This window comes from Streptomyces sp. NPDC057638 (assembly GCF_042800315.1).
Lineage (GTDB): Bacteria > Actinomycetota > Actinomycetes > Streptomycetales > Streptomycetaceae > Streptomyces.
This window is the reverse complement of record NZ_JBHVHF010000015.1, coordinates 34,238-57,976: the sequence shown is the minus strand read 5'-3', so window position 1 is coordinate 57,976 and position 23,739 is coordinate 34,238. Positions and strand designations below refer to the sequence as shown.

19 protein-coding genes are annotated in these 23,739 nt (G+C 71.1%); 10 read left to right on the top strand and 9 right to left on the bottom strand.

The features are described 5' to 3' along the window. Positions 1 to 4,288 (bottom strand): SpaA isopeptide-forming pilin-related protein (locus tag ACFVIM_RS04020; protein ID WP_384298078.1); only part of this gene is annotated, 4,288 nt, incomplete at its 3' end. Between the two features lie 317 nt (positions 4,289 to 4,605). Further along, a complete protein-coding gene (locus tag ACFVIM_RS04015) occupies positions 4,606 to 5,550 on the bottom strand; it encodes an AraC family transcriptional regulator (RefSeq protein ID WP_384298075.1) in 945 nt (314 codons plus the stop codon). A gap of 94 nt (positions 5,551 to 5,644) precedes the next feature. Here ACFVIM_RS04015 and ACFVIM_RS04010 point away from each other — a divergent pair, with 94 nt between their 5' ends. The 3 genes from ACFVIM_RS04010 (at position 5,645) to ACFVIM_RS04000 (ending at position 8,650) form a co-directional block, all read left to right on the top strand. Next, on the top strand, positions 5,645 to 6,508 hold the full coding sequence (locus tag ACFVIM_RS04010; protein WP_384298073.1) for an NAD(P)H-binding protein: 864 nt from the start codon (positions 5,645 to 5,647) through the stop codon (positions 6,506 to 6,508). A gap of 226 nt (positions 6,509 to 6,734) precedes the next feature. Beyond that, positions 6,735 to 8,087 (top strand): hypothetical protein, encoded by a 1,353-nt coding sequence (locus ACFVIM_RS04005; protein WP_384298071.1) that lies wholly within the window; start codon positions 6,735 to 6,737, stop codon positions 8,085 to 8,087. A gap of 8 nt (positions 8,088 to 8,095) precedes the next feature. After that, positions 8,096 to 8,650, top strand: coding sequence for a class IV adenylate cyclase (locus tag ACFVIM_RS04000; RefSeq protein ID WP_384298083.1), 555 nt, complete (start codon positions 8,096 to 8,098; stop codon positions 8,648 to 8,650). A 23-nt stretch (positions 8,651 to 8,673) separates the two neighbouring features. Here the strand turns inward: ACFVIM_RS04000 and ACFVIM_RS03995 are convergent, their stop codons facing one another. Both ACFVIM_RS03995 and ACFVIM_RS03990 read right to left on the bottom strand, forming a co-directional pair. After that, a complete protein-coding gene (locus tag ACFVIM_RS03995) occupies positions 8,674 to 9,162 on the bottom strand; it encodes a nitroreductase family deazaflavin-dependent oxidoreductase (RefSeq protein WP_384298068.1) in 489 nt (162 codons plus the stop codon). Then, entirely contained in the window at positions 9,159 to 10,559 is a 1,401-nt protein-coding gene (locus ACFVIM_RS03990; RefSeq protein WP_384298066.1) for an acyl-CoA dehydrogenase family protein, read from the bottom strand. The genes ACFVIM_RS03995 and ACFVIM_RS03990 overlap by 4 nt, the downstream gene beginning before the upstream one ends. 117 nt (positions 10,560 to 10,676) lie before the next feature. On the opposite strand from ACFVIM_RS03990, the gene ACFVIM_RS03985 reads away from it, so the two are divergent. Then, positions 10,677 to 11,846, top strand: a complete 1,170-nt coding sequence (locus tag ACFVIM_RS03985) for an acetyl-CoA acetyltransferase (protein WP_384298064.1) — start codon at positions 10,677 to 10,679, stop codon at positions 11,844 to 11,846. A gap of 51 nt (positions 11,847 to 11,897) precedes the next feature. Here ACFVIM_RS03985 and ACFVIM_RS03980 read toward each other — a convergent pair whose 3' ends face one another. The 3 genes from ACFVIM_RS03980 to ACFVIM_RS03970 are packed head-to-tail and all read right to left on the bottom strand — an operon-like array spanning position 11,898 to position 14,906. After that, positions 11,898 to 12,620, bottom strand: a complete 723-nt coding sequence (locus tag ACFVIM_RS03980) for a TauD/TfdA family dioxygenase (protein ID WP_384298061.1) — start codon at positions 12,618 to 12,620, stop codon at positions 11,898 to 11,900. A 38-nt stretch (positions 12,621 to 12,658) separates the two neighbouring features. Continuing rightward, positions 12,659 to 13,477, bottom strand: a complete 819-nt coding sequence (locus ACFVIM_RS03975; protein WP_384298059.1) for a hypothetical protein — start codon at positions 13,475 to 13,477, stop codon at positions 12,659 to 12,661. A gap of 7 nt (positions 13,478 to 13,484) precedes the next feature. Beyond that, positions 13,485 to 14,906: an aldehyde dehydrogenase family protein gene (locus ACFVIM_RS03970; protein WP_384298081.1), complete on the bottom strand. Its 1,422-nt coding sequence runs from the start codon at positions 14,904 to 14,906 to the stop codon at positions 13,485 to 13,487. A gap of 470 nt (positions 14,907 to 15,376) precedes the next feature. Here ACFVIM_RS03970 and ACFVIM_RS03965 point away from each other — a divergent pair, with 470 nt between their 5' ends. From ACFVIM_RS03965 to ACFVIM_RS03940, 6 genes are all read left to right on the top strand, one after another. Next, positions 15,377 to 16,078, top strand: a complete 702-nt coding sequence (locus ACFVIM_RS03965; protein ID WP_384298056.1) for a hypothetical protein — start codon at positions 15,377 to 15,379, stop codon at positions 16,076 to 16,078. Positions 16,079 to 16,536: 458 nt separating this feature from the next. Next, positions 16,537 to 19,884 carry a S8 family serine peptidase gene (locus tag ACFVIM_RS03960; RefSeq protein WP_384298054.1) on the top strand — a complete coding sequence of 1,116 codons (3,348 nt, stop codon included), beginning with the start codon at positions 16,537 to 16,539 and terminating at the stop codon, positions 19,882 to 19,884. Between the two features lie 414 nt (positions 19,885 to 20,298). Next, complete coding sequence (locus tag ACFVIM_RS03955) at positions 20,299 to 20,775, top strand: hypothetical protein (RefSeq protein WP_384298051.1); 477 nt, start codon at positions 20,299 to 20,301, stop codon at positions 20,773 to 20,775. A gap of 121 nt (positions 20,776 to 20,896) precedes the next feature. Next, positions 20,897 to 21,298: a hypothetical protein gene (locus ACFVIM_RS03950; RefSeq protein ID WP_384298050.1), complete on the top strand. Its 402-nt coding sequence runs from the start codon at positions 20,897 to 20,899 to the stop codon at positions 21,296 to 21,298. 121 nt (positions 21,299 to 21,419) lie between these two features. Then, positions 21,420 to 21,956, top strand: coding sequence for a hypothetical protein (locus ACFVIM_RS03945; RefSeq protein ID WP_384298048.1), 537 nt, complete (start codon positions 21,420 to 21,422; stop codon positions 21,954 to 21,956). Positions 21,957 to 21,964: 8 nt separating this feature from the next. Then, the gene (locus ACFVIM_RS03940; RefSeq protein ID WP_384298045.1) at positions 21,965 to 22,201 is read left to right on the top strand and encodes a hypothetical protein; all 237 of its coding nucleotides are present in this window, start codon (positions 21,965 to 21,967) and stop codon (positions 22,199 to 22,201) included. A 13-nt stretch (positions 22,202 to 22,214) separates the two neighbouring features. On the opposite strand, the gene ACFVIM_RS03935 is transcribed toward ACFVIM_RS03940, so the two are convergent. Further along, positions 22,215 to 22,730, bottom strand: a complete 516-nt coding sequence (locus tag ACFVIM_RS03935) for a GNAT family N-acetyltransferase (protein ID WP_384298043.1) — start codon at positions 22,728 to 22,730, stop codon at positions 22,215 to 22,217. A 1-nt stretch (position 22,731) separates the two neighbouring features. Further along, a complete protein-coding gene (locus tag ACFVIM_RS03930) occupies positions 22,732 to 23,631 on the bottom strand; it encodes a hypothetical protein (RefSeq protein WP_384298040.1) in 900 nt (299 codons plus the stop codon). Positions 23,632 to 23,739: the final 108 nt, after the last annotated feature.

The following is a 23,739-nucleotide window of genomic DNA, read 5'->3' as shown; positions in this document are numbered from 1 at the left end:
TGCACGGAGCACCGATCGTGGTGTCCGGGTCGGCACCCGTGGTCTGCAGACCCGGGATGCCGTTGGTCTCCGACCAGAGCTGGAAGACCGCTCCGGCCAGCGGAGCACCGGTCACCGAGTCCCGCTTCAGCACCCGCACCTGACCGGTGACGACCGGGGTGGCGGTGTTGTCGGCGGTCACCTGGACACCCTGCGCGGCGTTCTCGTCCGTCAGGACCAGCGGACCGAAGACCGCCGGAACCGGGAGGTCATAGCCCTGGGGCGGGGTGGTCTCCTGCCAGTAGTACGTCCCCGGCTCGACGGTCCGGACACAGATCCCGTTCGCCGGGGTCGTGCACGGAGCACCGATCGTGGTGTCCGGGTCGGCGCCCGTGGTCTGGAGACCGGGAATCCCGTTGGTCTCCACCCAGAGCTGGAAGACGGCACCGGAGAGCGGGGCACCCGTGACGGAGTCCCGCTTCAGCACCCGCACCTCGCCGGTGACCGGGGCGGTCGTGTTGTTGTCCGCGTTCACCTGCACGCCGGTGGCGGCGTTCTCGTCGGTGAGCACCAGCGGGCCGAAGACCGCCGGGACCGGGAGGTCGTACCCGGGTGGGGCCGCCGTCTCCTGCCAGTAGTACGTCCCCGGCTCCAGCGTCCGCGAGCAGATGCCGTTCGCGGGGGTGGTGCAGGGGGCACCGAGGGTGGTGTCGGGGTCGGCGCCGGTGGTCTGGAGACCGGGAATCCCGTTGGTCTCCTCCCACAGCTGGAAGACGGCACCCGCCAGCGGGGCACCCGTCACCGAGTCCCGCTTCAGCACCCGCACCTCACCGGTGACGATGGGGGTCGCGGTGTTGGGGGCGGTGACGGTGACGCCCTCCCCGGCGTTGGCGGCGGTGAGGACCAGCGGGCCGAAGACCGCCGGGACCGGGAGGTCATAGCCCGGCGGGGGCGAGATCTCCTGCCAGTAGTACGTCCCGATCTCGACCGTGTGCGCACAGGTCCCGTTCGCCGGGGTGGTGCAGACGGGTCCGACCGGGGTGTCGGGGTCGGCGCCGGTGGTCTGGAGACCGGGAATGCCGTTGGTCTCCTCCCACAGCTGGAAGTCGGCACCGGCCAGCGGAGCACCCGAGGTGGCGTCCTCCTTCACCACGCGCACGGCGCCGGTCGGCGTCGGCGAGACGGTGTTGGCGGCGGTGACGGTCACGCCCGTGGGGGCGTTCTGCTCGGTCAGGACCAGGGGGCCGAAGACCGCCGGGACCGGGAGTTCGTACCCGGGCGGGGCCGAGGTCTCCTGCCAGTAGTAGGTTCCCGGGCCGACCGTGGCGATACAGGTGCCGTTGGCCGGGGTGGTGCAGGGAGCACCGATGATGGTGTCGGGGTCGGCACCCGTGGTCTGGAGACCGGGGATGCCGTTGGACTCCAGCCAGAGCTGGAAGGTCGCGTCCGCGAGCGGGGCGCTGGTGACCGAGTCCTGCTTGACGACCCGGACCTCGCCCTCGACGGGCGGGGTGGGCATGTTGTCGGCGTTGACGGTGACACCGGTGGCGGCGTTCTCGTCCGTCAGGACGAGCGGACCGAAGACCGGGTCGGCCGGGAGGTCGTACCCCGGCGGGGCCGCCGTCTCCTGCCAGTAGTAGGTGCCGGGCTCGACCGTACGGACACAGAGCCCGTCGGCGCCCGTGGTGCAGGGCGCGCCCACGGTGGTGTCGGGGTCGGCACCCGTGGTCTGCAGACCGGGAACGCCGTTGGACTCCACCCAGAGCTGGAAGACGGCTCCGGCCAGCGGAGCACCCGTGACCAGGTTCCGCTTGAGCACCCGGACCTCACCGGTCACGACCGGGATCGCGACGTCGGCGGCGGTCACGGTGACACCCGTGGGGGCGTTCTCGTCGGTGAGGACGAGCGGCCCGAAGACCGGGTCGGCGGGGAGCTGGTACCCGGGCGGGGCGGCCGTCTCCTGCCAGTAGTACGTCCCGGTCTCGACCGTCCGCACACAGGTCCCGTTGCCGGGGGTGGTGCAGGGCGCGCCCACGGTGGTGTCGGGGTCGGCACCGGTGGTCTGGAGACCGGGAATCCCGTTGGTCTCCTCCCACAGCTGGAACACGGCACCGGAGAGCGGGGCACCCGTGACCGAGTCCTCCTTGATGACCCGGACCTCACCGGTGACCGGGGCGGTCGCGGTGTTGTCCGCGTTCACCTGGACGCCCGTGGGGGCGTTCGCGTCGGTGAGGACGAGCGGGCCGAAGGCGGGGTTGGCGGGGAGGTCGTACCCGGGCGGGGCGGCCGTCTCCTGCCAGTAGTACGTCCCGGTCTCGACCGTCCGCGCGCAGATCCCGTTCGCGGGGGTGGTGCAGGGCGCGCCCACGGTGGTGTCGGGGTCGGCACCGGTGGTCTGGAGACCGGGGATGCCGTTGGTCTCCTCCCACAGCTGGAAGGTGGCACCCGCCAGCGGGGCACCGGTCACCGAGTCCCGCTTCAGCACCCGCACCTCACCGGTGACCGGGGCGGTCGGGGTGTTCTCGATGTCGATGTTGACGCCGGTCGCCGCGTTCTCGGCGGTCAGGACGAGCGGGCCGAAGACCGGGTCGGCCGGGAGGTCGTACCCGGGCGGAACCGCCGTCTCCTGCCAGTAGTACGTCCCGATCACGACGTTGTCCGCGCACTCGCCGACCACATCGGTGGTGCAGGGCGCGCCGACGGGGGTGTCGGGGTTGGCTCCGGTGGTCTGGAGACCGGGGATGCCGTTGGTCTCCCGCCAGAGCTGGAAGACCGCGCCCGGCAGGGCCGCGCCGGTCACGGCGTCGGTCTTCTCCAGGGAGACCTCGCCCGTGATCGGGGTGACGGTGTTGGCGGCCGTGATGGTGATGCCGTCCGGCACCTGGCCGGGGCCGAGGACCAGCGGTCCGAAGACCGGGTTGGCGGGGAGGTCGTAGCCCGGTGGGGCGCCCGTCTCCTGCCAGTAGTAGGTGCCCAGCTCGACCGTCCGGGTGCAGACGCCGTCGGCGCCCGTGGTGCAGACGGCGCCGACGGAGGTGTCGGCGGGGACGGTGGGGGTCGCGGTGGTCTGGAGACCGGCGACGCCGTTGGACTCCTCCCACAGCTGGAAGGTGGCGCCCGCGAGCGGGTCACCCGTGGTGGCGTCCTGCTTGATCACCGTGACGGGGGCGGTGGCGGGGGGCACCGAGCAGTCCGGCAGATCGCCGTCGAACGGGTAGGCGTGGAACTCCTGGCCGCCGCCTCCGCCGACCACACTGGTGTGGGTGACGGAACCGGTGGTGAAGAACCGGCCGTTGGTGCCCGGCAGGGTGACCGTGGTCATCGACGCCTGGTTGCCGATCAGCACGCTGCCCTGGAACTGGCCGGTGCCGCGCAGGCTGACGGTGGTGGCGTCGGGGAAGTTCCACAGCAGCCGCTCACGCAGGGCGTTGAGCGGGTCGGTGTCGGCGATGCCGCCGCTGTAGGTGCTGATCGCCCGGTTGGCACCGATGACGTTGACCAGCACCGTGGCCGTGGGCGGGATGTTGTTGAAGACCAGGCCCTGCTGGCCGCCCGTGGCCGTCGTCATATTGAAGTCGACGTTGAAGACCTGGAGGGCGGAGGTGCCGTCGCCGGTGAACGTGGTCTGCCCGCCGTCGTTGACGGCGGTGCCGGTGGCGGGCCTGAGCCCGTCGGCGTTCCGGGCGTAGCACTGGCTCGCGGCGGTCAGCTCGTCGCGGAGCCCCGCGTAGGGGGCGATGGCGTTGGGGTCCTGGACCACCGTGGCGTCGATGGTGCCGGTGGCGGTGCCCGCGTGGCGGACCACACCGCCCGTGGCGTCCAGCCGCTCGCCGGCCGCGATGGTGACGTTCCCGCCCGTGGTGAGGAAGTCGGAACCGGCGGGCGGGGGCACCCGGGAGCCGACACCCACGACACCGAGGTTGTAGATGGCGCTGGCGCCCTCGACCTTGTTCTGGTCGAAGTTGCCGACGACGACGACCTTCCCCTCCGCCTCGGCGGCGCGCTCACGGACCAGGAAGTCCGCGCCGACGAAGATGTTGATGTTGGCGTCACGGCCCGCGATGGGGCCGTTGTTGATCGGGGGGTAGGGGTTGGGGCAGTCGCCGGGCACACAGGGCCCGAGCCCGCCCGGCAGCGGCGCGATGGCCTTGACCTTAGCGGTGGTGACCCTCTCCTGCGGGGCGGGCGCGGCGCTGGCCGTCCACACTCCCGGTCCGAGGGCGAGCGCGGGCACGGTCGCGGCGAGGACCGCGCAGGCCATGCCCGCCGTCCTGGACCGTTGTCGCCATCGCGCGAGCATTCCTGTCATACGTTCGAGGTCTCCTGTTGAGTGTCCTGTCCGGCGATTCTTTTGACAGGCTGAGCAGGAGACGTAACGGGAGCAGTACGACACTCCAGGCAAATGGGGACAGTCACCCGGGCGGGGTGGGTGGGCGCGGTTTCCCGGGGCGGGCGGGGCCCTTCCGGCCGGGCGGGCGTTCACGGGCGGGCCCGCCCCCGTACGGCCGTCCGCCGACGATGTCGGGGCGGGGTGCGCGGGTTGGCTCCGGCGGGAGCGCCGCGCTAGCGCACCCCGGCCAGGACGAAGGGCCCGGCCAGGGCAGAGGCCCCCGCCCGGGAGTCCCCCTACGCCGCCGACCGCGCCATCGCCCGGTGCTCGCTCGGCCGGACGCCCATGGTCCGCTTGAAGGCCACACTCAGCGCGTAGGCGTTGGCGTACCCCACCTTCCGCGAGACGGCGTCCACCGTCGCATCCGTCCGCGCCAGCAGATCCGCCGCCTGGCAGATCCGCCACTCCGTCAGATACGTCATCGGCGGCTGCCCCATCAGGGTGCTGAACCGCTGGGCGAACCGCGCCCGCGACGCCCCCACCTCGGCGGCCAGCTCCGCCACCGTCCACGCCCGTGACGGATCCCCGTGGATCAGCCGCAGCGCCCGCCCCACCTGGGGGTCACCGTGCGCCCGGTACCAGGACGGCGCCCGCGCCTCCTCCTGCTCGAACCACTCCCGCAAGGTGCACACCAGCAGCAGATCGAGCAGCCGGTCCAGCATGACCTGCTGACCGGGCGCGTCCCTGCGCACCTCCTGGCAGATGAGGGAGAGCATCGGGCACCCCTCGGGCCCGGCGGGCACCCGGGCGATCCTCGGCAGGGAGTCCAGCACCCGCTGGGAGACGCTCCCGCGCACCTGGTAGGTCCCCTTCAGCAGGACCGCGCCTTCGGCCTCCCCCCTCCCGTATCCACACATCGGCAGCTCGGCGGCGGTCACCGGGCGGCCGTCGGGGGCGGTGCACAGACCGCCGCCGTGGACGAGGGCGAGGGGCTCGCCGCCGGGGGAGTCGGAGACGGTGTACGGCTCCGGGCCGTTGACGATCACGACATCGCCCTCCCGCAGCGGCACCGGCTCCCCGCCGTCAGGCGTGACCCACGCCTCGCCGTCGACCATGGCGAGCAGGGCGAGCGGGGTCTCCTCCATGATCCGCAGCGACCAGGGCGCGGTGAGCGTCGTCTGGTCGAAGAGGGCTCCCCGGGGGCGGACATCGTGCAGCAGACTGGAGAGGGCGTCGTCCATGCGGGTGAGTCTAAGCGCCGAACGAGACGATCAGACATCACATCGAGCGTTCCAGCCATCGCCCGTATCGCCCGGAGACGGTTTGATGAACGTCATGACGAACTCCTCCCCCGCCGTATCCCCCGCGTCCGCTCCTTCCTCCGCCCCCGTACTCGTCCTCGCCGCCACCGGCAAGACCGGCCGCCGGGTCGCCGCCCAGCTCCGCGACCGGGGCGTCCCGGTCCGCGCCGCCTCCCGCAGCAGCGAGGTCCGCTTCGACTGGAACGACGAGTCCACCTGGGGCCCCGCCCTCGACGGCGTCCGCGCCGTCTACGTCGTCGACTCCCAGGCCGCCGACGCCGCCGACACGACCCGCGCCTTCGCCGAGGCCGCCGCCGCACGCGGCGTCGAGCGGCTGGTGCTGCTCTCCGCCCGCGTCTGGCCCGAGCTGGACCCCGGCACCGGCGAGCTGCTCGCGACGGAACGGGCCGTGCAGGAGGCCGGGCCGGAGTGGACGATCCTGCGCCCCGCGTGGTTCGCGCAGAACTTCACCGAGGAGGACTGGTTCGGCCCCTTCCTCACCGACGGCGAACTGCGGCTGCCCACCGGGGACGGCCGGGAGCCCTTCATCGACCTGGACGACCTCGCCGAGGTCGCGGCGGCGGCCCTGACCGAGCCGGGCCACGCGGGCCAGATCTACACCCTCTCCGGCCCTCAGGCCCTGACCTGGGGCGAGGTCGTCGGGATCCTCGCCAAGGAGCTCGGCCGCGAGCTGCGCTACACCCCGGTCACCGAGGACCAGTTCCGCCAGGACCTCGCCGAGCGCGGCCTCCCCGACGGCCACGCCGACGTCTTCCTCACCCTCTACCGCCACATCAGCGCCAGCGGCAGCGCCGACCTCTCCGACAACGGCGTCGAGCGCGCCCTGGGCCGCGCCCCGAAGGACTTCTCGGTGTACGCCTCGACCGTGGAGAAGTGACGCGGCGCCGCCACGAGCTTTGCGGGAGCGCCGTGGGGGCGCGCCCGCAGGGGGAAGAGCCGCGCCGGGCCGTGGGGGCCCGGTGCGGCTGGGGGGCGTTCGCGCGCGGCGCGGAGTCGGCCGTTCTCGCTCGCGTAGCGCGACGAGGGGACTACGTACAGCGGTACGGTGGGAACGATCGGAGCGCCCAGGCGCGGAACGTCACGCATTCCGTCGGGAGTTGAGCATGACGATGCCCGTACGCACCCGCAACGAGAACCTCGAACGCCTCATCGAGCAGTCCGGATGGACCCGCTCCCAGTTCGCCCGGATCGTCAACCGCACCGGGGCGGAAGTCGGGTTGGGGCTCCGCTACGACCCGTCGGCGGTCTCCCACTGGCTCAGTGGCACGATGCCCAAACGCCGGGTCAGGCGGCTGATCCTCGAAGCGTTCTCCCGCCGCCTGGGCCGCACGGTGACCCACGCGGAGGCCGGGTTCCCGCCCGCCACGGACGACGACGCGCCGACCGGTGTCGGCACGGTCGAGGAGATCGTGGACCTGGGCCGCGCCGATATGGACCCGTCCCGTCGCGGAGTCGTCGCCGTCGCGGGGCTCTTCTCCGCGACCCTGGCGGTACCGGCGTTCGCCGCGCCCGCGACGGCCGCCCCGGTGACGCCCGGCAAGGCGACCGTACGGATCGGCGCGGCCCAGGTGGAGACGGTCCGGCGGATGACGGACCGGATCGCGGGCGTGCTCGACGAGTTCGGCGGGGCGCTCGCCCGGCCGATGGCGGCGGCCTTCCTCGTCAACACGGTGGCTCCCTGGCTCCGCGCCGACGCGACCGACTCCGTACGCACGGACATGTGGGCGGCGGCCTCCGACCTCGTCTATCTGACGGGCTGGATGGCGATGTACGAACGCGAGCACGGCACCGCGCAGGACTACTACGTCAAGGCGCTGAAGCTCGCCGCCCACGCCGACGACCACCTCACCTACTGCCGCACCCTGCGCGGGATGAGCCTCCAGGCGTCCCATCTCCGTCATGGCCCGCTGGCTCTGCGCCTGGCCGACTCGGCCGCCGAGGCGGCGCCCAAGGCGAGCCCCCGGCTGCGGGCCTTCCTCACCGGCCAGCAGGCACACGCCACCGCGCTGGTCGGCGACCACCGCCGCGCCCGCGCGCTGCTGGCGATGACCGAGACATCCCTGACACGGGCGGACGACCGCCGCGAGTCCATCGGCGGCTACGACCAGTGCGCCTACTCCTTCCATGTCTCGCACGTGCTCTACGAGGCGAAGGACCTGCCGGGCTCGATCAAGGCCCTGGAACGCGCCATCGCGGTTCAGCCCGCCGACGAACGCCAGGGCCGCGTCCACTTCCACGCCGTCCTCGCCCAGCGCCAGCTCGAACACGGCCACCTGGACGCGGCCTGCGCCTCCTGGGAACGCTTCCTGGAGACGTACGAGCACATCGCCTCGGCCCGTGGCGACGAGCACTTCACGACGCTGCGCACCGATCTGAAGCCCTTTCGCACGTCCCAGGCGGTGCGACGGCTGGCGCCCAGGGTGGCGGAGGTCGCCCGGGTGAAGTCGGCGGCGTGAGCCAGCACGTGATCGAGGCCGAGATCAAGGCGCGCGTCGCCGATCCCGACGCCCTGGCCCGCGTACTGGCGCAGCGCGCCGCCCCGCGTGTCGAGATCTACCGGGACACTTACTACGACACGCCCGACGAACGGCTTGATCGGGCTGGGCAGGAGCTACGGGTCCGGACCGTGGACGGCGCGGCGGGCTCCCGTACCGTCCTCACGTTCAAAGGCGCGGCGGTGGACGAGGCGTCCGGATCCAAACCGGAGCGGGAGACGGGCGTCGAGGACGCCGCCGCCACCCATGCGCTGCTGCGCGGGCTCGGTTACGTACCGTCCATCGCCTTCGAGAAGCACTGCCGCAACTACGCCTTTCACGCGTATGGCAGGGATCTCCTCGCCACGCTGGTCAGCGTCCCCGAACTCGACGGCCACTTCCTAGAGGTGGAGACCCTCGCTCCGGAACCGGACCTCGCGGCGGCTCTCGCCGATGTGCACAGGATCCTGATCGAACTGGGCGTCGGTGAGGCGGATCTGACGCGTGAGCTGTACACGGACGCGGTGCGGGCCCGACGGGGCTGAGCCAGGCCCACGCCCCGCGTCCCTCAGAGCGCCCGCCGCGTCACCCGGAAGACCCGGATCTCCCGGCTCACCCGCGCCTGGTACGTCGCGTACGGCGGCCAGAACACCACCAGCCGCCGCCATGCCTCCGCCCGCTCCTCGCCCGCCAGCAGGCGGGCGCGCACCGGCACGGTCTCGCCGTGCCAGCTCACCTCGGCGTCCGGGTGGGCCAGCAGGTTGGCCGTCCAGACCGGGTGGGCGGGGCGGCCGAAGTTGGAGCCGATCAGGAGCCAGGAGTCGGGGGGCTCGGGGAGGGCGGCGAGGGGGGTGGTGCGGGGCAGGCCGGTGCGGGCGCCCGGGACGGTGAGCAGGAGGCTGGGCAGCAGGGCGGCGGAGAGCAGCACCCGGCCCCGGGTCAGCCGGTGCAGGGCGCGGTCCAGGGGCGGCAGAACCACGGGGGCCACCCGGGCGAAGGGCCGGGACGAGGAGACCCGCCGCACGATCCGTACCGTACGGGTCTGACGCGGGCTCATCGGGACGGTTCCTCCGGGCCGGGTGCGGATGTCGGGGGTGTAGCGGGTGTCGCTGGCGTCATGGCTGTCGCTGGCATCACGGGCGTCACGGGCGTCACGGATCGTAGGGCTGGCCCGGGGGCAGACCGCACCGCCGTCTCCGGGTCGCTGAACAGGCCCGCCCGTTCGGCCGCGTGGGCGCGCAGCGCGTGCACCGGGCCGAACAGCAGCTCGTCGGCGGTGGCGCGTTTGAAGAAGAGATGGGCCTCGTGCTCCCAGGTGAAGCCGATGCCGCCGTGGAGCTGGATGGCCTGCGCGGTGACCTCGCGGGCCGTCTCCAGGCAGTGGGCGAGGGCGAGTGGCGCCTCATGGGGTGCGCGGGCGGCGTGGTGGGCCGCCGCACCGGCCGCCCTGACCCGGACATGGAGGTCGGCGAGGCGGTGCTGGACCGCCTGGAAGGAGCCGATGGGCCGCCCGAACTGCTCGCGCTGGCGGACGTACGCGAGGGTCCGTTCCAGCGCGCTCTCCGCCGCGCCGACGGCCTCGGCCGCGAGGAGGGCGGCCACCCAGCGGCCGGTGCCGGTGAGGGCGCGCGACACGTCGGCCGGGTCGCCGTCGGTGGCGCCCAGCGGTTCGGCGGGGCAGTCGCGCAGTTCGATACGGCTCTGGGGGCGGGTCTCGTCCAGTGCGGTCAGCCGGGTCCGGGTGAGGCCGGGCGACGGCGCCCGGACCAGGAAGAGCAGGGTGCGGCCGCGCGGGAAGCCCCCGGTGCGCGCGGCGACCAGCAGCAGCGGGGCGCTGTGGCCGCCGAGGACGGGCGCGGCCTCCCCGTACAGCGTCCAGCCCCCGCCGGGCGCGGTCCGCGCCTGCACTCCCCCGGCCCGGCCGCCGCCCGCCCACGCCCCGGACGCGTTGTCGCCGGTGAGGCCGAGCGCCAGCGGAACCGCGCCGCCGGGGATGGCGAGCGCGCAGGTCAGCGAGGAGTCGGCGAGGGGTGGCAGCAGCCGCGTCCGCTGCTCGGGGCGGCCGAGCGCGAGGATCAGCGGGGCGCTGAGTCCACAGGTCGCCAGCAGCGGGGACGGCAGCAGCGCCCGCCCGGTCTCCGCGCAGGCGGCGGCGAGGTCGGGGAGGGTGCCGCCGATGCCTCCGTACTCCTCGGGCAGGGCGAGCGCGGGCAGCCCGAGCCGCTGGGCGAGCAGCGTCCAGAGCGCGGTGTCGTAGCCGTCGGCGCTGTCGACGGCGGCGCGCAGCCGGTCGGGCCCGGTGTGGCGGGTGAGGGTCTCGCGCAGGGTGCGGCGGATGGCGTCCCGCTCGGGGGAGGTGTCGGCGGGCGTCCGCGCCGTGCCATCGGCGGGTACGGCCGTCGGCGTGGCGCCGGGTCCGCTCCCGGAGCCGGTCTTGGCCATGGCGCTGTCCATACCGCCACCCCTTTCTGACGGCTCGTCATATTAGGAGGGCGGGCACGAGAAACCCAGAGCCGTGCGGGCCTCTTTCGCCTCGCGCGCGGACCGTATGCCTGATGTACCGTCAGATTCATGGCCCTCACCCCCCGCAAGGTCGCCGCCGTCGGGGTCGCCCTCGCCGACTGCGGACGCGCCGACGGCCCCACCCCCTACGCCCTGCACGCCCAGGCCGCGCGCCGGGCCGTCGCCGACTCCGGGCTCGACCGGTCCGTCATCGACGGCCTCGCCTCGGCCGGACTCGGCACGCTCGCGCCCGTCGAGGTGGCCGAGTACCTCGGCCTGCGCCCCCGCTGGCTGGACTCCACCTCCGTCGGCGGCGCCACCTGGGAGGTCATGGCCGCACACGCCGCCGACGCCATCGCGGCGGGCCGCGCCCGCGCCGTCCTGCTGGTGTACGGATCGACCGCCCGCGCCGACCTCAAGGCCGGGCGCCGCACCGCCGAGCTGTCGTTCGGGACGCGCGGCCCGCTCCAGTTCGAGGCGCCCTACGGACACACCCTGATCGCCAAGTACGCCATGGCCGCGCGCCGCCATATGCATACTTACGGCACCACCCTGGAGCAGCTCGCCTCGGTCGCCGTCCAGACCCGCGCCCATGCCGCGCGCAACCCGGACGCGCTGTTCCGGGACCCGATCACCGTGGACGACGTCCTCGGGTCCGCGCCCGTCGCCGATCCCTTCACCAAGCTGCACTGCTGTCCGCGCACCGACGGCGGCTGCGCGGTGCTGCTGGTGGCGGAGGAGCTGGTCCCCGACACGGCGAAGGCCCCGGTGTGGGTGCTGGGCAGCGGCGAGTACGCCTCCCACAGCGCGATGTCCGAGTGGCCCGACTTCACCGTCTCCCCGGCCGCCGTCTCCGGCCGTCTCGCCTTCGCACGCGCGGGCGTGCGCCCCGCCGACATCGATATCGCCGAGATCTATGACGCCTTCACCTATATGACGCTGGTGACCCTGGAGGACCTGGGCTTCTGCGCCAAGGGCGAGGGCGGCGCGTTCATCGGGACGGGGCGGATCGGACCGGGCGGCGCGCTGCCGGTGAACACGGACGGAGGCGGGCTCTCGGCGTGTCACCCCGGTATGCGGGGCTTGTTCCTGCTGGTGGAGGCGGTACGCCAGTTACGCGGCGAGGCGGGGGGCCACCAGGTACGCAAGCCGTCGGGGGCGCTTCCGGAGCTGGCGGTGGCGTCGGGGACGGGCGGATGGTTCTGCTCGTCGGGGACGGTGGTGCTGGGGCGGGGGTGAGACGGCGACAGGACCAGGGAGAGGCTCACCGCGAGCGCCACGCACCCGCGTCTATGACCGGAGCCGGACGTCTCCCAGCAGAACGCGCCGCAGATGCCGCCGAGGATCGGTGAAGGCGTTCCTGGCGTGCATCATGCGCCAGTTGTCCCACACCAGCACGGCGTCCTTCTCGATGGCCACGGCGACATGGTGATCCGCGAAGAACCGCAGACCCTCATCGACGTACCGGCTCTGGAGCGGATCCCCCGTCCGGAGGATGTCCCGCGAGCAGTAGTGCATGACCAGCCCGTCCGGCTGGTGCTCCAGGGCCGGATGGATCCGCGAGAGCTCCACACCGCGACGCTCCAGACTCACATTGGAACGCCAGGCGTAGAGGTCGGTGCTCAACCGGCGCCGGTCCTGTGGGGAGAATCCCTCAAGGTAGGCGTATCCGTCGGCCAGTGTCGTCTCCCCACCGGGTCCGGCGGCGGGCTGGACGGCCCACAGCACGACATATCTGGCGGGCAGGGTCGGGAACTCATAGCCCTCCGTATGCGGTGACAGCGCGTCCAGGTTCGACACCGAGTAAATGCCCTCCATATCCGCCTCGGGGCGCACTTCCCGGACGGCGACCCCGTTGTACTGGGGAATCACCTCCCCCAGAAAGGAGAACAGGGAGGCGTGGTCACACGACGCGGGCAGACCACGGATATAGGAGAACCCGTTGTCCCGCAGGGCTCCCTGCAGGGAGATCGCGTCCTGCTCGGCCATGCGGCCGTTCGTGCCGACTGCCACCTTCACGGACCCCTCCGATCGTCTCGATCACGCCGGACTCACCGCATCGCCCCACCGGACAGTTCCTCGATACGGACGCCGACACGACGCAGCAGATCCTTCTTCTCCGGAAATCTCGCCGCCAGTTCGGCATGCAGACCCGCCAGGAGATCCCAGTAGACGATCTCCCCCTCCTTGAGTCGCTGCCCCAGCGTCCACAGACTCTCGTAGTAGACCGAGAACACCTCACCCGCGGCACTTCCCCGCAGCCACAGCATCTGCCGTTGATCCTCCGGCAGCATGTATCCCAGTGTGGGATCAACCAGGCACAGTTCCTTGCGGTCGAATATCTGGAGACTTAAAGGAGGCGGCAGAAACCCGGCCCGGGACATATCGATGACATTGATCTGGAAGTTCGGACAGCCCTGCGCCCCCTCGATCACATCGAGGAGCCACTCAAGCTTCTCCGGTGTGGGCACGGCCACGATCCGGCGGAACTTGATCTGCGGGGAATCCTGGACCCGTCGTTTCTGGAGTTCGAAGTACTCGACCATCTCCGGCGTGCCGTAGTGACGCGGCGGATAGGAGTCGAGCTGGGTGAGGTCGACCGAGCGTCCGACATCGCGGAGGGCGGACAGCATATGCCGGTAGAAACCGGTACGGTCGCATACCTCACCCTCATGGAACCGTGCGACATCCAGACCCCTCCGTAACAGCGAAAGCTCCTCACGCACTTTCTCCGCGGAGCCCGTCGCGGCGTCCACCGACGCTCTCCACCGGGCGCGCGTCCTCATCTCCCGTACACAGATCACGGCAATGGCGCTGAGCATCACCAGCATGGTGATGCTCAGCGCCAACGGCGTCGGGTCGGGGTTCATCTCACCGTCAGCTATAGGGGAAATACCAGGGCCGCGTCTGGTGATTGCCGTCGAACTGGGCCTGTACGACCTTCTCGTAGGTGAACTCCCGGACACCTGCGGCGCCGAGTTCCACCCCGATTCCACTGTCCTTGCAGACCGACCAGGGGCATGCCGCGATGGACTGGAGCGGCTCGTTCACCCAGACCATTCCCGTATCGCTGCCACGGGCGGCCCACTCGGCGAACTCCGGGTCGTCGGTCCACACCGAGAGCCCCAGCCCGTACGAGGTGTCGTTGGCCTGGTCGAGCACCTCCCGTACGTCGCTGAACCGGTGGATGGCGACGACCGGACCGAAGACGTTCTCCCGCGCCAGACGCGCGTCAGCAGGCACATCCACCAGCACCGTGGGAGCGTAGAAGAGTCCGCCCTCATGCCCGGGTACGGACAGGGGGGCGCCGCCGGTGAGTGCCCGTGCTCCCCGGGCCAGGGCGTCGTCGACGATCGAGGCGACGACCTCGTACTGCTTACGGTTGGCCACGGGCCCGATATCGACGCCCGCCGACGCCCCCGGCCCCACCCGCAGCTTCCGGGTGAGATCCACGACCCGCCCGGTCAGCTCGTCGGCGAGGGTGTCGGGCAGAAACACCCGCTCCACCGAACTGCACCAGTGACCGCAGTTCGAGAAGGCTCCGTAGACAATGCCGGCGGCCACCAGGTCCAGCCCCTGGACCCGGGGATCCACGATGAGCGCGTCCTTCCCGGAGAGCTCCAGGACGCACTTGCGCAGCTTCCGTCCCATCGTGGCCGCGACATCACGGCCCGATGCCACACTGCCGGTGAAGGCGACCATGTCCACCTCGTGCTCCAGCAGCGCGCGACCGGTGTCGGCGTCGCCCGGCAGGGTCTGGACCACGCCTTCGGGGAATCCCGCCCGGTCGAAAACCGACTGCAAGGCGAGCGCGCTCGCGGGCGTGTACTCCGACGGTTTGACGATCACCGTGCACCCCGCCACCAGCGCGGGGCCCAGGGCCCACACGACCTGCTGGACCGGCGCGTTCCAGGGCTTCACCACGGCCACCACGCCGCGTGGCTCATACCGGATGTGGGCCTTCTTCTCCGGCAGCGTCAGACCCGCGAGATCAAGAGGAGTGGGAGCGAGCGCATCGCGCGCCGTGTCCGCGAAGTACCGCAGAAAGGTCGCCGACTTGGTGACCTCGGGCACGGACTCCGCCAGGGGCCTGCCCATCTCCGCGGTGATGACGGCGCCGATCCCATCACCTTCCTTCTCCAGGATATCGGCGGCGCGGCGCAGCAGTTCGCCCCGCCGCTCGACGCCGATATCCCGCCAGGAGGCGAACGCCGCCCGCGCCGATGCCACCGCAGCGGAGATATCCCGTGCACTAGCGATAACAACAGGATCACCTGGATCCCCAGTCGCGGGGTTCACAGGGTGGAGATACTGAAGACTCACGACGCTCCCGAATCATCCGGTTCAACAGAATTACCTGGTCGGTGGAGTACGCCCAGAAAAAAGATCAGACGCCAGTGAGTCCCACATTATGACAGGGCGTCATCAACGGTCGCAGCGCCGCTTTCCGGCCGTCCACCCGTCTCTCTTGTCCGCTCCGCCTGACGGCGCGCACGCAGCTGCCCCCAGGCGAACACCACCAGGTCAGACAAGATCCGCGCGAAAAAACCCGCCAGCACCAGCTCAGAGATGTCCCGCATCGGAATATCCCCCCTATGAGTGACGGCAGTGCCGCCGGTTTGCGTGTTCCACCAGCGTGCGGCCGGGAGAGGACGACGGGACGAGCACCGACATCTGACGCAAGGCCGGAATGGGACTCCGCAAGACAGAACGCCCGCGTACATGATGGGACGGTTCCGTACAGTTCTGAACGGCGATGGGGCGAGCACATGGGCAGGCCCGGACGGTTCAAGCACCCCGAACTCACCGAAGGGCCGCTCAAGGATCTCAACAACGCCCTGCACCAACTCCATCTGCGGGCCGGACTGCCCAGCCTGTCCACCATGTGCCGGGCCATGACAGGAGCGATCTCCCGCACCCGCCTCCACGACGCCTTCTCCAAGCCGGGCCTTCCCCCGTGGGACGTCATCGACGCCCTGGTGGAAGTGCTGGCCACCCGCGCGCACAGCACCAGCCCGGAATCCGAGATCCCGCTTTTCGAGCGGATGTGGCGCACGGCCGCGCTGGCGGAATTGTCCCCGGGACCCGCCCCGGCCGCTCCACCGCGGCCAGCCCACTCCCCTCAACTCACCGCCGGAACAGAGAAATCTCCGGCGGAGATCGTCTCCCTGCTGGGACGTCTGCGTTCGAGCGAACTCGGCGAAAGCATGCACGAGATCCTGCGGACGGCCGCCCGGACCTATTCCATATCCGAGCTTCCCCATGTGGTCATGGAACTTGAGCGCAGATCCGAGCCGATGCCCGCGATCGAGTTCCTCCTGGAAGCCTTCGCCACCAGCCGCCCCCACCGGGACATCCACGACCTGTTCCTCTTCCTCCGGCGCTCCAACCGCTACCCCTACGCGAACTACCTCCGGTGCGCCGTCACACGCCACCAGGATCCCCGCGTCACAGGAGAGGGCGGCACATAGGCGGCGCTCCGGTCCTCGCGCGGGCCACGGCTCCCCGCACCCCGGCGCGCCGAGGTGCCCCCGACGCGCCGTGTCGGGCGGGCCCGGTCCCGTACGGACGACCCCTACGGTGGGCGGCGAGGCCGCTGCGACGCGGGCGCGACCGTGCCCGCCGCGCAGAGAGGGGCCACCAGGCGCGCGCCCGTCGCCGGAGCAACGCATTCCGATGGCTGAAATCTATCGCCCCAGGCATCGGATTCGCCCCGTCATGGGAAGCCGCGACAGGGCTTCCCCCCTCAGGGGCCGATGTCTCCCCAAGGCACACCGGATCACCGGACTCTCGATAGTCCCTTTTGAGCCATCTCTGGATCGGATGACAACGCGGCTCCCCCGGTGACCGCTCTATCCCGCCGGGAGCGGGCAGCGGATCGCTCCCGGCGACGCGCCGACCCGAGCCCGCTGAGCATGGGGGAGACAGCTTGTTCACCAGCAGACGTCATGGCCGGGGGGCCGTGACCGCCACCACGGCCCTCGCGGCGGCGGCCCTCGTCGCCGGACTGACCAGTACGGCCTCCTTCGCGGACACCAGCGGCCCCGGCGGCGGGGCCGTCACCGCGGGGACCGACAGCGCCGCTCCCGGGCACCACTGGGTCACCCTGATCACCGGCGACCGGGTCGCCGTCGACGCCCGTGGCAAGGTCGTCTCCATCGACCGCGCCCAGGGCCGCGAGAGGATACCCGTCCGGTCCTTCACCCGAGAGGGCCGCGCCTTCGTCATCCCCCTCGACGCCGAACGGCTCATCGCCCGGGGCACCCTCGACCGCCGCCTCTTCGACATCACCGGGCTGAACAGCCCCGCCAGCCGCCACGCCTACCGCAAGGGCCTGAAGGTCATCGTCGCCTACGAGGGGACCGGCGGACCCGCCGCCCGCGCGGGCGCCCGGAGCGACACCGAGGTCCGCCGCACCCTCCCCGCCCTCAACGCCGACGCCCTCACCGTCCCCGAGCGGGACGCGGGCGCGCTGTGGGAGAGCCTGACCCGGCCCGACGGCGAGGCCGACGGCGCGCGGACCGCCCGTACCGGGGTCGCCACGGTCTGGCTGGACGCGGTGCGTACCGCGAGCCTGGACCGGAGCGTGGCCCGGACCGGCGCGCCGACGGCATGGCGGGCGGGATACACCGGGAAGGGCGTCACCATCGCGGTCCTCGACACGGGTGTGGACGCGACGCACCCGGATCTCAAGGGCCAGGTCACCGGGGCGAAGAACTTCAGCGACTCCCCCGACACCAAGGACCGCAACGGCCACGGCACCCATGTCGCCTCGACGGCGGCGGGCACGGGGGCACGCTCCGGCGGGCAGCACAAGGGCGTCGCCCCCGGGGCCAGGGTCCTCAACGCCAAGGTGCTCGATGACGAGGGCAACGGCGAGGACTCCGGCATCCTCGCGGGCATGGACTGGGCGGTGGCCCGGGGCGCCCAGGTCATCAACATGAGCCTCGGCCATCGGGACGAACCCGGTCTCGATCCGGTGGAGGCCCACCTCAACACGTTGTCCCAGAAGAAGGGCGTCCTCTTCGCCGTCGCCGCGGGCAACTCGGGGTCGGACTCCGGCACCGTGAACTCTCCGGGCACCGCGGAGGCGGCCCTCACCGTCGGCGCGGTGAACGACACCGGAGGCATGGCCGGCTTCTCCAGCCGTGGTCCGCGCGTGGACGGAGGCTTCAAGCCGGATGTCACCGCCCCGGGCGTCGCCATCACCGCCGCCTCCGCCCCCGGCAGCGCCATCGCCCGGGAACAGGGCGAGCGCCCGGCCGGGTATGTCTCCGTCTCTGGCACCTCGATGGCCGCACCGCACGCGGCCGGGGCCGCCGCGCTGCTCAAGCAGCGCCACCCCTCCTGGTCGGGTGCGCGGATCAAGGCCGCGCTCATGGCGTCCGCGAAGGACGGCGGCCATGGCGTCTTCGAGCAGGGCGCGGGGGAGATCGCCGCCGACCGCGCGCTGAGGCAGACCGTCACCGCCGACCAGTCGGGCCTCTCCTTCGGCTTCCACGCCTGGCCGCATACCGACGACAAGCCCGTCACCAAGAAGATCACCTACCGCAACCACGGCAAGCGGGCCATCACGCTGGACCTCGCCGTCCGGGCCGTCGACGCCCGGGGCAAGCCCGCCTCGGCCAAGCTCTTCACCCTCGGCACCGGCCGGGTGACGGTCCCCGCCGGGGGCAGTGCCTCCGTACCCGTCACGGCCGACACCCGGTTCGGCGGCGCCCATGACGGGACCTACACCGCCACCGTCACCGCGACCGGCGGCGGCCAGAGCCTGCGGACCGTCGCCCTCGTGGACCGCGAGGTCGAGTCCTACGCCCTGACCGTGAAATACGTCGGCCGCGACGGCAAGCCCAGCGGGGACTTCAGCAGCCTGGTCGAGCAGATCTCCGGCGACGGTCGCGGCTCGGCCGGGGACGCGCAGGGCAAGACCTCGGCGACGTTCCGGCTGCCCAAGGGCGACTACGCCCTGTCCGGCAACCGGTACGCCGGACCCCAGGGAGGCATGGACCACCTGATCCAGCCCCGGCTGGCGCTGACGGAGAACACCACCGTCACCCTGGACGCGCGCCGGGCCAAGCCCGTCTCGATCACGGTCCCCGACGCCAAGGCCAAGCTGACCGGCGCCAAGATGACGTACGACGTCTCGAAGGCCGGCCGGTACCTCAACGGCGAGTTCGACGTCGACCGGTTCGGCGACCTCCGCACCGCGCAACTGGGCCCGGCCCGGCCCAGCGGGGTCACGATCCGGCAGACCTTCCACGGCCAGTGGGAGCGCGGCGCGACCCAGTACAACGCCGCCGTCGGCGGTCCGGTCAAGCGGCTCGCCACGGGCGTCGACAAGAGCTTCACGGCCGCTGACTTCGCGAAGCTCCCCGTCACCGTGGCCGCCTCCAGGCCGGGCAAGTCGGCGTACACCATCATGGAGAGCGGCCTGGACGGCTCCAGCTTCACCCCCAGGAGCACCTTCGCCCTGCCCGGCACGCGGACCCACTACGTCGCCACGGACACCGGCGCGAAGAGCAACCCCTGGGCCCCGCACGCGTTCCAGCTCAGCGCCGAAGGCGAGCACGAGGTCCAGTTCAACGGCGAGGCACGGGAGTACGCCCCCGGACGGACCCACGCGGTGCCCGTCGGCACCGCCGTCCACTCCCCGTCGACGCCCGCGGACAGCGGCGCCTACCGCTACGGCGACAGCCTCCAGTTCGGCATACCGCTCTTCTCCGACGGCGCCTCCCACGCGGGCCAGTCCCCGCACACCTCGGCGCGGACCACGCTCCACCAGGGCACCACCAGGATCAGGGAGGACCAGCTGCCGCCGGGCGCCGGGGAGAGCTTCACCGTCGACCCCGAGAACGCCGAGTACACCCTGGCCACCTCGGTCCGGCGCAGCCCCGCCATCTCCCGCGTCAGCACCCGTGTCGACGCCTCCTGGACCTTCCGCAGCGCCCGCCCGGCCGGAGACGAGCAGACCCTCACGCAGCTCTCGACGGTGCGGTTCGGCACCTCCGTGGCCCTGGACGGCACGGTCCCGGCGGGCCGCACCGCCACCTTCCCGGTGACGGTCCAGGGCCCGGCCGCCGGGAAGAACCTGAAGTCGCTCACCGTCTCGATCTCGTACGACGGCGGCACGACCTGGACCAAGCTGCCCGTGACCGACGGGAAGGTGACCGCCCAGCACCCGGCGAAGGGCACGTCGGTCGCCCTGCGCGGCCAGGCCACCGACACCAAGGGCGGCAAGGCGAGCGTGACCGTGTACGACGCGTACTTCGGCAAGTAGCCGCGCCCGCTGGGCGTCAGGGGCACGACGGACAGGGCCTCACCGCTGCGGCGGTGAGGCCCTGTGGCGTACCCGGCGCCGAACACCCTGGTGCGCCGGATATCCGCTCTGCCCTCGCACTGGCGAGCCTGCGAAGGGCTCATCTCACACAGGAAAGACACCTGCCCGCGCACCCCGATGCGCGGGCGCACGAGCATACGTATCGCTGCAATCCACCTCGCTCCCATGCGCCGCTTTATCGCTCCCCACCCATCGGCATCACTGGCGTACCGTCGGCCTACCCATCCTGCGAACTCACCGTCGAGCACCCAAGCGGGAGCCGAATCGGCCTTGGCACAGATGGGCCCTTAAAGATCTCTGACCGTGATGCCACCCACGCTCCGGTACGACAACTCACCCGAAGGGAAGGTGACCATGTCCGCAACAGCCGTCACGGCACAATCGGGCCGAGGGCTGATCGCTCCCCCATTCTTCGAACGCCTCAGCCGTCGTTTAACGCGAAAGGGGGGCCTGAGCATCGAACAGGCAGAGGCGATCACTGACCAGGCGCTGGCATTCCTCGCCACCTGCGCCCAGCGGCCCCCCAGCAGTGCCACACTCAGCCCGAGCCCGCTGGTTGACCTGGGTTGGCATGTATTCCTCGAATATACGGCCGAATACGATGCATTCTTCGCACGTCACGGCTGGCGCAAGGTCCAGCACGCCCCGTTCGATGACCCAACAGCAACATACGAAGCACCAGAGGTCGTCATCCCGCGCACTCTCGACGCGATGGAGCGAGCCGGCTACGCCGTGAACGGGCCACTATGGGTCACCAGCACCGTGGATTGCGGTGGTGACGACAGCGACGACGTTCCCGGTGATCCACTGCCGTGCGGTGATCACCCTTGATTTCCGAGTTCCCCGCAGGCTCAGCAGCCCCACCCCTACAGTGGCTGGGGCTGCTTTCGTCGAGAAGGGCATATGCATGGCGAAGAATTTGAACGGGCGTGGACGGATCACCGTATTCAGAATGCTGCATGACTGGCCCGGTCACTACTGCGTACTCAGCTATACGCTCGCCGGTGTCTCTGGCGACACCGCGGTCCTCGGGGTGATCCCTATTGAGGGCAACACCTTCGAACCTGGCGACCTGTTCGCGATGGCCGGCCGTCACCACGCCAGTGGTCTCTACGGAAGCCCTCCAGAACACGCGCGGGCGGCTTGGCTCGCCTGTACCGGATGGTCGGCCCGGACCGTGGCCAAGCCTGGCTCGCTGGACCTGCCCGACGCGGAGTGGTCCCTCGACATGGTGCAGAGAGTCACCTTGGCGAAACCGCTCTACGGCCACGATCACGTCGCGGCCGGACGATTCACCTTCCAGGACGCCTCACTGATGGAGAAGGCACGAGGGCTGCTCCCTCTATCTCCATAGGGACAGTGCGCCGGCGCGCCGTGTCGCGCGAGCCCGTCACCGTACGGACGCTCCCTACGGTGAGTGCCGAAGCTGTTCCGACGCGGGCGCGACCGTGCCCGCCGCACGGAGGGGAGCCACCGTGACAGGGCCCGCAGGCGACCACAAGCCGTTTACGACGTTCTTCCGGGGAGAGCACATCGAGCTGCCGAGCACCATCGAGGACATCCGCGCCGCGCTCCCGCCGGTCCGGCGGGAGGAGTTCGAGGAGGCGCTGAAGCTCTTCCTCGGACACTGGGCGCTGGAGACCCGTCCCGATATCCGCGACGCGGACGACGCGACGTTCAAGCGGCTGGAGAGCGGGGACTTCTCCGGGTTCACGACGGCGGACCCCGAGCCGCTCATGATGTACATGACGGGGGGACCCGTCCCCATGCCGTCGACCATCCAGGAGGTACGGGAGGCCCTCCCGGCCGAGAAACGCGACGCGTTCACGGAGGCGATGGAGGGTGCCCCGGCCGGGGAACTGACGACGCTCCTGATGCGCTGGGTGCTGGCGATCCCTACCGAGCACGATGCCGATGAGGACGCGCTGGCCCGGCGGATCGCCGCCGGGGACTTCTCCGAGGTGACGTTCGCCGACGAGCTGGGCGACGACGAGTACCGGAGCGCAGGGTGAGCTACCGCGTGACGTACACCGACATCGCCCAAGCTGGACGGGCTGCCCTCGACGCGGCCCGCCGCAAGGAGTTCGAGACCGGCATCGCGGGCGTTGCCCGCACCCCGTACGGCTGCGGCTCCAGCGCCGTGAACGGCGACCAGGACCGGAGGGAAGCCACCCTCGGACGTGTCGCCGTGATCCGCTACGAGGTGAGCCCAGGCGTCCTGATCGTGACCGTGCTGCGGGTGATCCCCGCGCCGTGAGCGGGTGGACGTCCTACGGCAGGGAGCGCAGCATGACGACGAAGGTCGGCGAGTCGGGGAAGAACCTCCGCTCGCCGACCTTCGTGTACTTCCAGTCCGCGTAGAGCTGGTGCAGCTTGGGTGTGTCAGCCAGGGCGGTCAGGACCGCCAGGGATTCGGAGCGATCGGCCAGGAGGGCCTCGTGCAGGCGGCGGGCCAGCCCGGTCTTCCGCCAGGGCGGGCGCACCGCCAGTTCCGATACCGCGTAGGTCGTGGTGTCCGGCCCGTCCGGAACGGTGTGCCCGCGCCACCACTCGCTACCGTGCGACAGCGGAGCCCCGTAGATGAACCCGGCGGGCTCGCTCCCCTCATACGCGATCACACAGGTGAAGTCCGGCAGACCGCCCCAGTGGTCCACGAACCAGGGAAACCGCTGCACGAAAGGGTCGCCGTGGTCGTACTCGGGGAGATCGGCGTGGACATCGAGCAGGTGCTGCCGAATCGAGGGGAGGTCCGGGTGGGTGTAGTGGCGGAGAGCGACCGCGTCCATGTCAGCTCCCCTTCGTACGCATCTGATCCGGCCACTCGTTCGCCTGCACGGAGTGAGGGGCGGTCCGCAGGAGGTCCCGGTGGTAGCCGTCCAAGGCGGTGCGCAGCCGGGTGGGAAGTGATGTGCCGTCCATGAGCGCCAGGACCGCCGATGCCGTCTCGTAGGAGAGATCCACATCGCCTTGACTGAGCTGGGCCCGCGCCATCCCCGACATCACCATGGCCCGGTTCCGCCGGAAGCGCCCCGGAAGAGCGGCCAGCGCACGGTGGGAGGCAGCCTCGGATTCGGCGGCCATGCCGAACCGCCTCTGCACAACCGCTGTGAGGCCCATCAGCTCCGCTGTCCCATAGAAGTCCAGCCAGGAGGGCCGAGGCGCGTCGTCCGCTTTCGCCAGGGCCTCTTGTGCGCGGCCGAGACTGCGCAACGCCAGTTGCCGGTCCCACGCGCCCGAGTGCGCGACAGCTGTCCTGGCATGGGCGAGGGAGGCGACCAGAGGATCACGGCGACACAGAGGAATCGCCTGAGCCGCCTGGGCTGCGGCGACAGCCTCGGCGGGCGCACCCTGTCGATGGGCGACCATGGACAGGACATTCCAGATCTGGAATTGCACATACCCGTCCTGGGACATCCCTGAAAGCTCTATCGCACGGATCACATGGTCACGCGCCTGGTCGAACTGAAGTGCGTCAAAGCAGGCCCAGGCCGCCTTCCCCGTGAATTCCGCCGCGACGCCGTAAAGGCGCTGCCGGACACGCTGTGTGGCACTCCCTTTCCTTTGCAGGTCAAGAGCACCGCCCACGCCTGAGAGCGCGGCCTTCTCCAGGGCCCTGTGCCCACCATTGCGATCATCCAGAAGGACGAGCTGTTCCAGACCGTGGTGAAGCCGCTGCACATCCGACATGCCGACTTTCGTGGCCGCGAGCGCTGGTGTGGCGATGGCAGCGGTCGTTCCGGTGGCTGCCGTTACGAACGTTCTACGCCGCACAGGGTCCTCCTGCGGTAGGGCGGT